This window comes from Nocardiopsis sp. FIRDI 009, assembly GCF_003386285.1.
Lineage (GTDB): Bacteria > Actinomycetota > Actinomycetes > Streptosporangiales > Streptosporangiaceae > Nocardiopsis.
Map to the genome: position 1 here is coordinate 87,113 of NZ_QPNC01000033.1, position 14,857 is coordinate 101,969.

Annotated in this window: 11 protein-coding genes and 1 pseudogene; 1 reads left to right on the plus strand and 11 read right to left on the minus strand. The window is 70.3% G+C overall.

Translation table 11 applies throughout. From position 1 onward, the window contains the following. The first annotated feature begins 185 nt into the window (after window positions 1-185). The gene (locus DVR05_RS23855; RefSeq protein WP_116248149.1) at window positions 186-2,171 is read left to right on the plus strand and encodes a cation:proton antiporter; all 1,986 of its coding nucleotides are present in this window, start codon (window positions 186-188) and stop codon (window positions 2,169-2,171) included. Between the two features lie 76 nt (window positions 2,172-2,247). Here the strand turns inward: DVR05_RS23855 and DVR05_RS23860 are convergent, their stop codons facing one another. From DVR05_RS23860 to DVR05_RS27850, 11 genes and pseudogenes are all read right to left on the minus strand, one after another. Next, window positions 2,248-3,063 carry an alpha/beta fold hydrolase gene (locus DVR05_RS23860; RefSeq protein ID WP_116248160.1) on the minus strand — a complete coding sequence of 272 codons (816 nt, stop codon included), beginning with the start codon at window positions 3,061-3,063 and terminating at the stop codon, window positions 2,248-2,250. Between the two features lie 88 nt (window positions 3,064-3,151). After that, window positions 3,152-4,507, minus strand: coding sequence for an acyltransferase family protein (locus DVR05_RS23865; protein ID WP_116248150.1), 1,356 nt, complete (start codon window positions 4,505-4,507; stop codon window positions 3,152-3,154). Between the two features lie 276 nt (window positions 4,508-4,783). Then, on the minus strand, window positions 4,784-5,623 hold the full coding sequence (nadE, locus tag DVR05_RS23870; protein WP_116248151.1) for an ammonia-dependent NAD(+) synthetase: 840 nt from the start codon (window positions 5,621-5,623) through the stop codon (window positions 4,784-4,786). An 82-nt stretch (window positions 5,624-5,705) separates the two neighbouring features. Continuing rightward, a complete protein-coding gene (locus DVR05_RS23875) occupies window positions 5,706-6,290 on the minus strand; it encodes a putative glycolipid-binding domain-containing protein (protein WP_116248152.1) in 585 nt (194 codons plus the stop codon). A 137-nt stretch (window positions 6,291-6,427) separates the two neighbouring features. Then, window positions 6,428-7,996: a sodium/proline symporter PutP gene (gene putP / locus DVR05_RS23880; protein WP_116248161.1), complete on the minus strand. Its 1,569-nt coding sequence runs from the start codon at window positions 7,994-7,996 to the stop codon at window positions 6,428-6,430. A 335-nt stretch (window positions 7,997-8,331) separates the two neighbouring features. Then, window positions 8,332-8,799, minus strand: a complete 468-nt coding sequence (locus DVR05_RS23885; RefSeq protein WP_116248153.1) for an NUDIX domain-containing protein — start codon at window positions 8,797-8,799, stop codon at window positions 8,332-8,334. Between the two features lie 237 nt (window positions 8,800-9,036). After that, complete coding sequence (locus tag DVR05_RS27800) at window positions 9,037-9,171, minus strand: hypothetical protein (protein WP_255423115.1); 135 nt, start codon at window positions 9,169-9,171, stop codon at window positions 9,037-9,039. A gap of 629 nt (window positions 9,172-9,800) precedes the next feature. After that, a complete protein-coding gene (locus DVR05_RS23895; protein WP_116248154.1) occupies window positions 9,801-11,249 on the minus strand; it encodes a DUF6177 family protein in 1,449 nt (482 codons plus the stop codon). A 464-nt stretch (window positions 11,250-11,713) separates the two neighbouring features. Continuing rightward, window positions 11,714-12,034 carry a hypothetical protein gene (locus tag DVR05_RS26780; RefSeq protein WP_157982524.1) on the minus strand — a complete coding sequence of 107 codons (321 nt, stop codon included), beginning with the start codon at window positions 12,032-12,034 and terminating at the stop codon, window positions 11,714-11,716. 13 nt (window positions 12,035-12,047) lie between these two features. Continuing rightward, complete coding sequence (locus DVR05_RS23900; RefSeq protein ID WP_116248155.1) at window positions 12,048-14,477, minus strand: hypothetical protein; 2,430 nt, start codon at window positions 14,475-14,477, stop codon at window positions 12,048-12,050. A gap of 236 nt (window positions 14,478-14,713) precedes the next feature. Then, window positions 14,714-14,785, minus strand: a pseudogene (locus DVR05_RS27850) (DUF6507 family protein); the annotation flags it as partial. Window positions 14,786-14,857: the final 72 nt, after the last annotated feature.

Here is a 14,857-nt window from a genome sequence, read left to right on the forward strand (position 1 = left end):
CGGCACCCGCCCGACGGGACCACGGATACTCCGGTTGCCCGACGGGACCGGCGAGGCTCTCGGGACGTGTGGGAACCCGGCTCGATACGCTCCAGGTGGACACCACCGGACCACGGATCCGTCGGCACCGGTCAGGCGGCGACCGCTCGACGTACCGGGGCCGGGCAGCGTGAAGGAGGCGCTTGATGACGCTCGCCGCGGGGGAGACCCCCGTCTACCTCGGACCGATCGTCGCGCTGCTGGTCGCGGCGGGGCTGATCGGCGCGCTCTTCGTCCGGCTGAGGGTCGTCCCGATCGTGGGCTTCCTCCTGGCGGGCGTCCTCATCGGCCCGCACCAGCTCGGTGTGGTCGCCGACGAGGCGCAGGTGGAGGCGGCGGCCGACATCGGCGTGATGCTGCTGCTGTTCACCATCGGCGTGGAGTTCTCCATCCAACGCCTGACCCGGATCAGGCGGTTCGTCCTGGGCGGCGGCACCCTCCAGGTCCTGCTGTCCACCGCGGTCGTGACCGGGATCTGCCTGCTGTTCGGCCTGGACTGGCGCGTCGGCGTCTTCACCGGGTTCCTGGTCTCGCTCTCCTCCACGGCGATCGTGCTCAAGGTCATCGCCGCCAAGGGGATCACACAGCGCCCCGTCGGTCAGGCGTCCGTGGGCACCCTCATCCTCCAGGACCTCGCCATCATCGTCATGGTGCTGCTCATCCCGATCCTGGGCGGGGAGGGCGACGGCGGTTGGGGGATCGCCCAGGCCCTCGGAACCGCCGCCCTGGTGCTCACCGCCGTCATCGTGGTCGCGCGCAAGGTCATGCCGCCGCTGCTGGAGCGCATCGCGCGGCTGTGCTCACCGGAGATCTTCCTGCTGTCGGTCGTGGCCATCGCGCTCGGCGTGGCCTACCTGACCTCGCTCGCCGGGGTGAGCAACGCCCTGGGCGCCTTCCTGGCGGGCATGGTGCTGAGCGAGTCACGGCACAGTGCCCACGCGCTCAGCGAGATCATGCCGCTCCAGATGATCTTCAGCGCCGTCTTCTTCGTGTCGGTCGGCATGCTGCTCGACGTCTCCGTCCTGGCCGAGCTGTGGTGGATGGTCCTGCTCGCCGCGGTCCTGGTCGTGGTGGTCAAGACGGCGACGACCTTCGCTGCGGTCTCAGCGCTCCGGGTGAGCACCCGCACGGCCGTGGCGTCGGCCCTCCTGCTCGCGCAGATCGGCGAGTTCTCCTTCGTGCTCCAGCGGTCCGGCGCCGAGTACGGGCTCTCTCCGGCGGGGATGGGCGCCGAGGGCGGCCAACTCCTCGTCGCCGTCACCGTGGCCCTGATGACCCTGACCCCCGCGCTCGGAGCGCTCGGCGAGGCGATCTCCCGCCGCCTGCCCGAGCGGGCGGGCGCCCCCGCCGAGGCGGTCGAGAGGATCGACGACACGCGCCACCGCGTCCTGCTCGCCGGATGGGGCCCCGTCGCCCGGAACCTGGGCGCCTACCTGAACGCCAACGGGGTCCCCTCGACGGTGACCACTCTCAGCCCGGATCTGGCCGCCGACGCGGAGAACTGCGGCCACACCGTCGTGCGCGGCGAGGTCACCAAGGCGAGCGTGCTGCACGAGATCGACATGGACCGGGTGCGGCTCATCGTCATCGCGGAGAACTCGTCCGAGGAGGCCACGCACATCGCCCACATCCTCGACGGCCTGGCTCCGGGTGTGCCGATCGTGGTGCGCCCCACGGACTCGCCCGACATCGTGGGCCTGTACGACGCCAACGTCCAGCGGATCGTGGACCCGCACCGGGCGGCGACCGAGCCGCTGGGCGGAACCGTGCTGGACCTCCTCGGCATCGACCACACGCACCGCGGGCACCCCGACCCGACCGTGGTCACCCGGTTCTCCCCCGACCCCGACACCGCGTGCGCGCACATGGAGGACCTCCCGCCCGTCCTCCCCAAGAGCCCCGGCTGCACCGACTGCCTCCGCAAGGGGCGGCGCGACTGGGTCCACCTGCGGATCTGCGCCGGGTGCGGATTCGTGGGCTGCTGCGACGACTCCCCCGGCCGCCACGCCAGCGCGCACGCGACCACCTCCGGGCACCCCGTCATGTTCTCCGCCGAGCCCGGCGACGACTGGGCGTGGTGCTTCCTGGACGCGCACCTGGTCCACAGCGCGGAGACCCCCGCCGGGGCGTGATACCTGCTTGCCCTGGGCCTCCGCTCCGCTTCGGCCCGGGTTCGAACGCCCTCAAGGCAGGGATTCCGCCCGCCCGTCAGCCCGGGAGCACCTGGTCCCGGTCGGCGGTCCGGCAGGTCCACCGGATGTGTTCGGCGACCGTCCGCGGGTCGTCGGCCATGGGGATGTGACCGCTGCCGATCAGCGACACCATGCGCGCGTGGGGCACCCGCCGACGGGCGCACACGGCGCTGGACGGCAGCAGAGTCCGGTCCCGGTCGCCCCAGGCGATGGTGACGGGACAGCCGAGGGGGCGGGGCGTGAACACGTACCCGGCGACGCTCGGCATCATCCGGACGAAGGGCGACCCCGGTTCCAGGACGTCGACCCCGAACCGGACCGATCTGGCCTCGGGCGCGGACGGGTTCCCGCGCAGGACCGCGCGGGCGAGCGCCCGGGCCGGGGCACTGTCGGCCGCCCTCTCCTTGAGCGGCCCCGGGACACGGGCGACCAGGCGGGCGGCGGCGCCGAGCACGTGGATGCCGGACCGGGAGAGCGCGGCGGAGAAACCGACGGGTGAGAACACGGTCACCGAACCGGCGACCCCGCGCACCCCCAGTTCCAGGGCGATCGACCCGCCGAGCGAGTTGCCCGCGAGGTGGGGGCGGTCCAGGCCGTGCAGCGCGCAGAACCCCTGGAGCGCGTCGACCAGCGTCCCGACGTCGTAGGGCTCACCGGGTTCGGGTGCCGGGGAGGCCCCGAAACCGGGGAGGTCGACGCAGACCACCTCGTACTCCCCGACCAACCCCGCGGCCACGGCGCGCCAGCACTGCCGCCGGTCCCCCAGCCCGTGCAGCAGGACCAACGGGCGCCCGGTGCCGTGCCGCTCGAACGCGATACGTGTGGGATCCATGTGCATCGGTCTATCCCGTCCGCGCCGTTCCGGGCCACACGACGTGCCCGGGAGGTGGGGAATCGACCCCGCGGGCGCCGAGCGCGGCTCAGGCGCGCCGCGGCCCCCGGGTGAGCAGCAGACCGGCCGCCACGGCGCCCAGGCCGAGCACGGGCGCCCACCCCGTACCGAGTCCGGCCGCCACCAGCGTTCCCAGGCCGCCGCCGACCAGCGCGGCCGCCGCCAGCGCGCGGAACGGCCCCGGAACCCCGCGCAGCCGTGCCGGGGGCGTCTCGAACCGCGCCGCGAGGTGGGCCAGCGCGGCGGTCAGCGGCAGCAGCGCCGCCGTCCCGGCCAGGCCCCACCCGAGCCACGCGACCGTCAGCGGGTCGGGGGTGTCGACACGGAGGGCGTACACCTGGACCCCGGCGACGAGGCTGACCGGGATCATGTGCCACAGGTACACGGCCATCAGCGTCGGGCGGACCCCGTCCAGGACGCGCGCGGGACCGGGGCGGTCGGCCCAGGCGGCGATCCACCGGCGGAGCAGCACCGCCGCCCCGACCTGCACGGCGCCGAGCGCCGCCAGGGCCAGGGTCGGCGGACCGGCGTTGGAGGTCTCCGTGGCGAACACGCCCGTCATGTTCGGCGAGTACCAGCCGGCCAGCGCCAGGGCGGTGAGCGCGACCGCGCCACCCGCCGCCAGCGCCCCGGCCCGGCGCGGGCGCAGGGCCCCCGCACCGTACAGGAGGCCGAGCTGGTGCACGCCCAGCCACACGAAGACCACGTTCGCGTAGCCGACCGCGTCCACCCCGGTGGCGAAGCGGGCCAGGTCGACCGCGGCGGCGCCGGCGAACAGACCCGCCGCCACCCGCCAGCCGAACCGGTCCTGGAGCGGGAGGAGCACCGGGGTCGCCACGACCACCAGGACGTACACGGCCAGGAACCACAGCACGAGCCCGGCGGCGTCCGCGGCGACCGCCACCGGCTGTTCCGGTACCCCGCCCAGGGCCAGCAGGTGGGTGGTGGCGAGCCACACCACGGCGAGCGGGACCACGGGCCAGGCGAGCCTGCGCAGCCGCCGCGCCACCCAGGTCGTGGGCGCGACGCCACCGGACGAGGCCGAGCGCCGACTGATGAGGTTGGCCGCGCCGCCGACGAAGAAGATCAGTGGCATGACCTGGGCGACCCACGTCATGACGAACGCCCCCGGCACGGAGAGCACGCTGTCCGTGGCCAGGCCCTCCGGCCCGCCGCCGAGGACGGGGAACCACCAGTGCTGGAGGACGACCAGCACCATGACCAGCAGGCGGAGGACGTCGAGGAAGCGGTCGCGGCCGGACGTGGCCGGGGCGACGACGGGCCCGGGGCGCGGGCCGGTCCCGGAGCGGGCGGGCGGCCCGGCCGGGGGCGACGGCGGGGTCGGCGCCCCCGCCCCGGTGCGCGGTCGGAGGGTCGTGGTCATCGGTCGCTCCCGGGTCGGGTCCACCACGGGAGCGGGCGGGCGCCGCGCGGTGGAGGAGGTGTCGTGCCGACCGGGATCAGGGGGCGACGACGCGTGGTCCGACGGGCCTCGGGGGGTCGGAGGAGTCCGTCCCCTGCCGGTGCGTCGTCGAATACGACCCTAGGTCCGCGGCGGGGTGCGCCGCGATGGCTCTGGGTCCACTCTCCGCCGGGCGGCCCACCCACCCGTCGGCGGTGGTGCTGACACCACCGCCGACGGCGGGCGGGGACCGGTGACTCAGGCCGAGGGCGGCGGGGTGGGCAGGGCGCGCTTGTGCGCGGTGGCCCGGTAGCGGTCGACGAGGGCCGTCTCGACGTGCTCGGGGACCGGCAGCCCCTCCAGGAAGTCGTCGATCTGGTCGTAGGTGAGGCCGAGCGCCTCCTCGTCGGGCTTGCCCGGCGACAGGGTCTCCAGGTCCGCCGTGGGCACCTTGTTCACCAGGTCGTCGGGGGCGCCGAGGGCGGCGGCCACGGCGCGCACCCGGCGTTTGGTCAGACCGGTCAGCGGAACCAGGTCGACCCCGCCGTCGCCGTACTTGGTGAAGAAGCCGGTGACCGCCTCGGCCGCGTGGTCGGTGCCGACGACGAGGCCGCCGAGACCGCCCGCCACCGCGTACTGGGCGATCATCCGCTGGCGCGCCTTGACGTTGCCGACCACGAAGTCCTCGGCGGACACGCTCGTGTAGGACATCCCGGCGGCCGTGAGGGAGTCCGCCATCGCGTCGCTGGCCGGACCGACGTCGACGGTGAGGCAGCGGTCGGGGGCGGTGAACTCGACGGAGCGGGCGGCGTCCGCCTCGTCCTTCTGGACCTTGTAGGGAAGGCGCATGGCCACGTACTCGGCGGTGTGCCCGGCGGCGCGGGCACGGTCCACGGCCAGACGGCAGAGGCGGCCGGCGGTGAGCGAGTCGACACCGCCGCTGATGCCGAGCACGAGTGCCGCGGCCCCGGTGGCGGTCAGGCGTTCGGCGAGGAAGGACACGCGCCGCTCGATCTCGGCGTGGACGTCGAAGCGCGCGGGAACGTCGAGGTCGCGGATGATCTCGCGACGGGCCTGGCTCAGCTCGATTTCGGTCACTGCGGTCCCCTGTGGGTGTGGTGGGTGTGCCCCGCAGATTATCGCCGGTCCGGCGTGGGAGGCGCACTCCGGGGTGCGGGGCTCAGCTCCCGGCCCCGACCCGCCGGGCGAACCGCTCGTAGTCGACGACCAGCCCCTCGGAGTCCACGGACAGCCGGTACTCGTCGCGCAGGGGGCCGCGGTAGGTGTAGTGCTCCAGACCGCCCTCGGAGGGGTGGCGGGTGTAGCGCTGGCGGACGCGCCGGACCCGCAGGGAGGGGATGTCGATCCAGGCCACCGCGATGTCGCGGTGCTCGCCGGGGCGCAGCCCCAGGCGTCGGATGGGGAGGGTGTTGGTGAGGGGGGTGGCCGCGACGTCGACGTCCAGGCAGCCCACGAGGTCGGGTCTGGGTCTGCCCTCGCCGTCGGTCCAGGTGCCGCCGTGCGCGGTGAGCGTGACCGACTCCGGTCCCCGGGCGGTGACGACCTCGACACGGACCTCCCGCGTCGTCCACGCCAGGTCGGTCCGGACCGTGAACCGGGTGAGGAACCGCTCGTCCCCCTCCACGACGGCCTCCCCGGCCTCCAGCCGGTACCCGTCGGGCTCGGGCAGGAGGGCGCCGAGACCGAGCCCCTCGGAGACGTCGGTCCGGGTCCACGCGGCTGGGTGTTGTGTCAGTGACGACATGTCACCGTTCTACCGTTCCGCGCGACCACCACGCCAGACGGGTCCGGGCCCGTACCGACGCGCGGTACGGGCCCGGATCACGGGTGGGTGCGGGGGCGCGGCCGCCCCGACCGGTGCCGGGGTCGGCCGCGCGCCGGTCAGCCGACCTTGCCCGCGGGGCCGTCACCGCTGACCGCGGCGCCCTTGACCTCGGCCTCCATCCGCTCGAAGTCCTGCGCCATCGAACCGGTGACCCGGCCGAGGCCGTTGCAGAGGAAGATCGCCGCGAAGGCGAGGACGACCGCCGGGACCATCGCGTACAGCCCGATACCCAGGTACTCGGTGTCGACGATGTCCCAGACGATCGCGGTGGCGCCGCCGACGACCATGCCGCCGAGCGCGCCCGCCCAGGTCATGCGCTTCCAGAACACCGCGAGCAGCAGCACCGGACCGAAACCCGCGCCGAAACCCGCCCAGGCGTAGCCGACCAGGTCCATCACCGAGCTGTTGCCCCACAGGGCGATGCCCGCGGCGGCCAGGGCGACGACCACGACGGTGCCGCGGCTGATCCACAGCAGGACGCGCGGGTCGGCGTCGCGCGAGACGAAGCCCCGGTAGACGTCCTCGGTGAGCGCGGAGGCGGCGACCAGCAGCTGGGAGTCGGCGGTGCTCATGACCGCGGCGAGGATCGCCGCCAGCAGGACGCCCGCGACCAGCGGGTGGGTCATGGCCTCGATGAGCTGCGGGAAGACCTGCTCGGGGTTGTCCAGCGGGGTCTCGAAGTAGGCGATGCCGACGAAGCCGACCAGGAGGGCCAGCGCCATCGCGGTCACGGCCCAGGAGACGCTGACGATCCCGGCGTGGCGGATGTCCCTGACGGAGCGGATACCCATGAAGCGGGCGAGGATGTGCGGCTGGCCGAAGTAGCCCAGGCCCCAGGCCAGACCGGAGACGATGACGACCCAGCCGAGGGTGTCGGTGCTCTCCCAGGCGAGGGTCTCGGTGTTGAGCGAGGTACCGCCGACGACCGACAGCAGGCCGTCGCTCTGCTCGGCCACGCCGGAGGTGAGGCCGCCGAAGCCGCCGAGGGCGACGATCGCCATGATCGGCACGACGAGCAGGGCGAGCCACATCATGACGGCCTGCACGACGTCGGTGTAGGAGACCGCGAGGAAGCCGCCCAGCACGGTGTAGAGGACGACGATGCCGACGCCGATGGCGATGGCGGGAGCGGGGTCGAGGCCGAAGACCTGGTCGAACAGGGCCGACATGGCGACCAGGCCGGAGGCGACGTAGAAGAAGTAGAAGACGACGATCAGCAGGGCCGACACACCGCGCAGCAGGCGGGTCGGGTCGTTGAACCGGTTCTCCAGGAAGGAGGACAGGGTCAGCGAGTCGGACTCGCCACCGGTCCGGGCGTCGGTGACGCGTTCGGTGTACACGCGCAGGCGGGGCGCGAGCAGGATCCAGCTTCCCGCGAAACCGCAGGCCAGGCCGACCGCGATCCAGGCCTCGCCCAGACCGGAGACGTAGATGGCGCCGGGCAGACCGAGCAGCAGCCATCCGCTGAAGTCGCTGGCGTTGGCGCTGAGGCCCGCGACCCAGCTGTTGAGTTGCCGACCACCGAGCACGAAGTCTGACTGAGAGACAGTGCGCCGGTACACCCAGAGGCCGATGCCCACCATCACGGCGAGGTACACCGCGAAGGTCGCCACCGAACCGAACATGGAGCCGTTCAAGACCGTCCCCTCCTTTCCTAGACGCGCGTGGCCGTGACCCTTACGCGCTGCTTACGAAGTATGTGGGTGATCATGACTCCGTGTTCGCCGAGTCACAACGCCCGTTGGTGGAACATCACCTCTTTGATACCGGGCCGAGTCTTTGACCAGGCATGATTGTCCCGCCCACCACGCCGGGCCGGTTCTGTTTGTCCGGTCGGACATACGTGACAGCCCGTGATGGGATCTTTGCCGTTCATCAGGGTGTGCACGGGTCGTCACCCGTCCCGGAGGCCGGGACGGTCACACCGTGGACGTCGCCCGACCGGTGCGCGGAACACCGGTCAGCCCGCGTGGGGCGCGTCCCCGCGCAGAGCGTGCCCGACCCGCAGCCGCTGGGTGTGGTGCATCGGCAACCCGTCGACCTCCCCGGCCGCGAACCAGCCGACCTCGTGCGACTCGTCGCTGACCGCCAGCTCTCCCCCCACCACCCGGGCGCGGAAGCACACGTTGAACTGGCCGCGCACCTCGCCGTCGCTGTAGGCGATGACGTGCCGGGCGTCGGTGTAGGTGCCCACCAGACCCGTCACCTCCACCTCGTAGCCGGTCTCCTCCCGCACCTCGCGCACGGCCGCCTCGGGCAGGCTCTCGGTCATCTCCATCGCTCCGCCGGGCATCGCCCACAGCCCGTTGTCCACCCGCCGTTGCAACAGCAGGCGCCCCTCGTCGTCCACGACGGCCGCGCTGGCCGCGACCACCAGACTGTTGGGAACGGGGGCCGACGGATCGTCGTAGTACTCGGTCCGGGACATGCTCTGACTCACTCCCCAAGAGGTCGGGCGGTACGCCACACGGCCTCCATGCTCGCGGCATAGGAGTCGAAGAGTCCCCCCGGGGCCATGCGTTTCAGCCGCAGCAGCCGTGTACGGCGCCATCGCCGCCGGCGATGGCGCCGACCGAGGTCGTGCGGTCCCTCCACGGCGAGGACGGCCCGATCACTGATGTGGCGACCGGGCTCGTCGGGGCACGCCCGGGCGCACCCGCGGCGGTCAGGCCCCGAGGGCGTCGGTCAGCTCCCCGGCGGCGGGATGCCCGTCCAGGTCCTCCACGAGGCGGAACAGCCGGGAGCGCGTGTTCGCGCGCAGCGACCCCGCCAGGACGGCCTCCAGGACGGACATCCCCAACGCGACCGCGCTCCCGGCATCCCGTGCCGCCGCGTGCGCGCGCCAGGATCGCGGTGGCCGCCGCCCACCCCGGCGAGCCCACCCGCTTCAACCGGATCGACGTTTCCGCGTGCCGGGCGGCCTCGCTCGGGTCGTGACCGACCAGGGCCTCGGCCAGGTGCTGGTGGAACTCGGCCCGGGCGCGTGTCCGTGGAGGTGGCGCTGCCGTCGATGAGCAGGAAGCGGCACCGCGCGACCTCGGCGGCGAGCACCCGCGGCGGGTAGTCGCCGTAGCGGGCGGCGTAGAACTCCACCGCCCGCTCGGCGAGGTCGACCACCCCGGTCCCGAGGCCGTTCAGGGCGACGCCGTCGGCGACGCTGCGCCCGGCTTCGACCAGGTCCAACACCTTGCAGCGAAACTCAGTCGGGTATCCGCGACGTCCCACGATGTCCTCCTTGAGGTCACGTGGCACCGGAGTCCAGGAATCCGACTCCGAAAAACGCAGCACACACCGGTCTCTAAACAACCCGGGGAGATGCAGGCGTGTCAGCCGCCCACACACCCCGGCACGGGCCGGGCCGGGCCGGGCCGGGCCACGGACGATACCCATGCCCCGGCTCCAAGTGCGCACGCAATCCTGTGGCAGTGGTCAGCTGCTCTCCCGCTGCCCAGCCGGAGAAGAACTTCCGGAACGCAGATGAGCCATGAGAGCGCGCAAGCGCTCCGGCGAGTCGGGTTCGGTGCCGTTCCCGATCCTGTACCAGACTGAGTGGGTCAGGGGCGGACCGAACGCGACGGCGGGCACTGGGGCGTTCAGGGCCCGTTCGGATCCGATGGAGGATACGCCCTCCACGCCGATACCCAACCCGACCGGAAGAGAGGGGCCCGACCAGCGGGCGTCGAATTCGAGATCGTCTCGTCCGGTGCGCCTGTGCACGCTGATCGTTTGCAGGACACCCCGGGAGGTGAACTCCTCAACCAAGGTGGACAGCACGGACAGGTCCGGTTCCGCACCCGGCGGGTGTCCGACCGCCAGAGTGATGCTTTCCTTCACTCCTTCCGGTACGCGAGTGACCAGCAGGGTTCCGGTGAACGGTCGGACCGATCCGGAGCGGAGGCCGTTGGGCGGACCGGTGAAGACCAACCGCGAACTTTCCGGGGCGCGTTTGCGAGCCAACGCCGTCAGGTCTCGGGTATCCCAGGCCAGCGTCGCGGGCTCCGCCGTGCCCCACACGGCGGGCAACGCGCCCGCGAGGGTCCGGGCGAGGAACTCCACCGATCGGCCCAGACGGAGCCCGGCGTCGGCGGGATGCAGGACCTTCAGATCGACCAGGAGCTGGGTCCCCCACTCCTTGTCAACCTCCTGGAAGGCCGGATGCGGCACGGTCCCGGGAGCCGTGGCACGGTCGCGGACGAAACCGGCCTCCTCATGCCAGGCCAGCGGAACGCCAGAGAACCCGTCGTAGTACCGGCCATCCGATGCCTGGGCCACCCAGCGCGCCATCGGGTTACCCATGACCGAACGCAGGGCGTGGGTGAGCCGAGAACTCGAAGGGGTCACCAGTTGGAAGCCCCGTCCGGCATGGGCGTGTTCGGCGATGGCGTCCACCAGCCACGTGGTGAGCGGTACGACAGGGCGGTCCTGGACGGCCACCGCGACCTTGTCCGTGGCAAGGGTGACCGCAGGGTGACCTGTGGCGCCGACCAACAGGGGGTCGTCGCGGTTCAGGCTGGGCTCGGGTTCCCAACAGAGCCCCCCGAACTGGGACACGAGGGCATCGGTGAACCGGCGGACCATTCCGACGGTGTCCGCGCCTTCCAGCCCCGTCTCGGCACCGCGTGCCTCCACCCACCAGGGTTGGGCCGGCAGGTCGTCGGTGATCCCCGCCCCGAGCAGACGGTCGGCCTCGGCGGACAACGCGAGCTGCTGAGCCGCCTGCACGGCCGCGACCATCCGTCCAGACTCGTCACGAAGCTGAATGACCGCCCCGTCGGCGACCGAGCGCATCCGCAGCTTCGGTCCAGCCTGGACCAGGGCGCGGGTCATGCCGCGCAAGGTGGGTGCCCTTTCGAGCAGGGCGACCACGTCATGTGTCATCTGCGTCCTCGCGCTAGAGACGGTCGGTCACATCGAGTCCCCCACCGGCCGCCCCGCCACGGGGAGCTTTCACGGTGTGTGGGAGCCGTACCGACGTGTGAATCAAGGCTAGTCCGCCGCATCGAAACTGAGGTCCTCTTCTTCAGTTGTGGGCACCAGGATTCCGCATTTCTCCGGATTTGCGAAGCACGAGGTGCTCGCGCCTTCATAGATCAAGACGAGGGATCGGAATCCAATGAGACCACTGCCCGCGCGACACCACGAGACTATCATCTGCGACATGTCAATCAACCTGCGACCTTCCGAGAATTTCCGCCATGGAGAATGCGAAACGAGGGCCGCACTCAAGATTTCCGTTAGCACTCCCTTTCCATCTCAACTTTCCATCTCAATCTTCCAACCCCATGGGGCAGCGACTTCTGGAGAGCCGAGTGACTTCGCTACCAATCCCCCCTTCGAGCAAATCAGAGTTCCGGGCGTTCGATGATGGGGGAGTCGTTTTCGTCAAAGCCCAGAGCCAGACGCCATGGCGTGGCCCCCGCGAGTTGATCAAACAATGAACGCGCATTTTCCTTGGCGTTCTCTCGCGAACTTCCATAGACGTCTATGGCCGCAGAAAATCCCTCATAGATGTCGAGTTCCTCTATGTCCAAGACAAGGTTTCCCATTCGAACCTCCGTGACGCCACCACTACGCCCAGGAAGAACCGAGACCCCCATGTTCCGCATGATTGAAACGACCTCTTCGGGGGCCACTGATACCATTATTGTTTCTGAGTATGCCATCTATTCATCTTCCTCAAGGCCATGAGATAACGTAGTAGGATCCGATAATGAGAACTTCCTCGATATCTCCCCCATAGCGGCGGAGTGAATCCCGAAGCGCTGACATCGAAGTTTCCTGCGGCGTGTTGACAGAACGGACGTCGATGACGATTCGGCTCGACTGCTCACGACCCTTCCGCAGGTTTTGGATGATCGCGTTCTTCGAAGCTGTCTCCGGCGTCTTGAACTCGATGGTCACGTCTCTGCCGACGACCACGGAGTCAGGCGACTTGATTCCGTCAGACCGGGCAACATCCACTGACTGCACCTCGATGCCGTGCTCACGGAGATATTCCGCAATGGCCCGCTCCTTGTCATCGTAGTACTCCCAGCCTTCACCTATACGATCGCGCAACTCGTCCACCGTGGGCTGGTTGTACTTGGGTGGCGCCGTGTCCTCGGGTCTGGGCAACCGGTCGTGCGGAACAGCGTTATCGAAATCGCCCAGAAGTCGGAGTTGGTCGCCTGGAGGATCGATGCTGGGGTCGGGGGATTCAGGAAAGGGGCCTCGGCTCTCAGGCATACCCGGTCCTGTTGGTGGTTCCGGGGTACCTCCGGAGGGCGGTCCCCCAGTGGTCGGGTCAACTGGGCGCGGATCCTGTGATTCATGGATCGTGACAGGATCGTCGTCGCCGTCGAGCCGAGGTCCCTCCCCGCCGTCGACACTGTTGTTGACGTCGTTGTCGCTTCGCATCTCCATGCCGTCGGGGGTGACCGGGACACGGGCCTCGTTGCCCTGATCCGGAACATCGCCCCGTCCGTTCGAACCGGAGTCCTCCAGAGCGCCCATGGTCCAGCGCTCGCTTCCGTCGAGCTCGGCCATCTGGCCGTCGTCGACACGGTCCATGTTGTCGGCGACGTCCTCGTTGCGGCGTGCGATCTCGGCGAAGGCGGCGTCGGCCTCCTCCGTGGTCAGGTCGCGCTGGGTGTCCTCGTCAGCACCCCGATTGGGCGAGTTGGCGTCCTGGGGGGTACCCTGCGGTGCCTCGTTGTCTCTCTGTGGCGAGTCAGCACCGTCCGATCGCTCGGGTGTGGCCTCGTCGCCCGGAGCGGAGTCGGACCTCGGGTCGGGGCTGGTATCCGGAGTAGGGGTCGGATCCGGTCGCGGGGCCGGGTGCTGATAATCCTCCAGATCGTTCAGGGTGTCGTTCATGTCCCCGATACCGGACTGGTGGTCGGAGCCGTCGGACTCGATGTGGTCGGGTGCCGTGGGTGCGTCCGGATGGGTGCCATCCGGCCTGATGGAGGAAGACGTCCCGTTGCTGCCGTTGTTCGAGGAGCCGTTGCGCGATCCATCTGTGCCGCCCGCGTCGATATCGCCACTGATCGGTCCGTCACCGGTTCCGGCACCACCCAGGATGCGGGAGACGCGGGCACCAATCACCGGCACCCCCACGACCGCACCGTAACCGGTGGCGCTCAGCGCCGCTCCGCCCGCGATCATGGCGATATTGGTGGCCACGGTGCCGACCACGTACCCGGGCCGCTCCCCCAACTCGGTCCAAGGGAAGAAGCCGTGGATCGCGTCGCCCCAAGCGCCCCTAGCGGTGTCCCACCACTCTCCGGTACTGTTCACCATCTCGCCCGTCTGGGGGTTGTAGAAGCCGGTCATGGCTCCGAGCCCCTCGATGGAGTCGCCCCAGTACGAGCTGAAGTTGTTCCACCAGCCGCCGTCCCACCAGCCCTCGGAGCCGTGGGCGCCGACCGCCCCTCCCATATCCTCCAGGCTGCCGCTGAGGACGTCCCAGCCGCCGTGGAGGGCGTCCACGTGCCACATGTGGTCGGTGCCCTGGGGCGTTCCCCACGGGGCTTCAACGTCCTCGGGCGCCTCCTCGAACCCGTAGACGGCCTCGCCGTCACCAGGTTGGGTGGTGCCCTCAGCGTTGCTGGCAATGAAAGTGGTACCGCCGAACAGCGTGGTGATGGCGTTCGCGCACTCGCGTTCGGCGGCCTGGTATTCGTTGTGTAGCGAGTTCACACGGTTGAGCAGGTTGTTGTGCTCCTCGACCAACTCGCTCTCCCCGCCGAAGAAGCCCCCCTCGTCCCAGTCCTCATCGTTTTGGATCTTTGCGACGAGATCCTTGGCTTCCTGGCGGGCCTCGACCAACTGGGAACGCAGGTAACGAGCTGTCTCGGCGAAGTCCTCCAGGGCAGTGGCCGCATGGGCGAAGTCGGTCTCTACCCCGTCACCCGTCGTGGCGACGGGGTCCACCGCCGCGAACAGCTCCGAGGCTTCGGGCGCGCTGTAGAACTCCTGGAGTCCAGCCCACGTGCTTTTGATGTCCTGCCCGGCTGCGGCGATGTTCTCGCCGTCAGTCCTGATGCCGCTGGCGGCGCTCTCCAGCAGCACGGTGTTCACGATGGGTACGGGGATCTCATCCGGGTCGATGATGCCGTCACTCACAGGGCATTCGCCATCCGTGTTCTGGGGGTTGTTCCAGCGGTCGCTCAGGCAGGGCCAGGAACGGGCCCCACGGTTGGGAAGTAATCGTCTTGGTCCGTAACGTACGACGGCGACGTAGCGGAGGGTGCTCCCGGGGCACGGTCGGGGTTCGGATACCGCGCCGCGCTACCAGGGGTCTCGACGCCGGTGTGTGGCACAGGTCATTCGCGACGGGAGGCGTGGTCCGGTCAGGGTGGCTACTCGACCTCCCCCGCGTTGGCCTGTGCTTCGGCGGCCATCTCCAGGTTGCCGTTGGTGTAGTGCATGGTGGCTTCCCCTGGGGCTTAACCCTGGATCTTGGACACGCTGAACCCGACAGGTGTCGGGAGGAAGCGAGAATC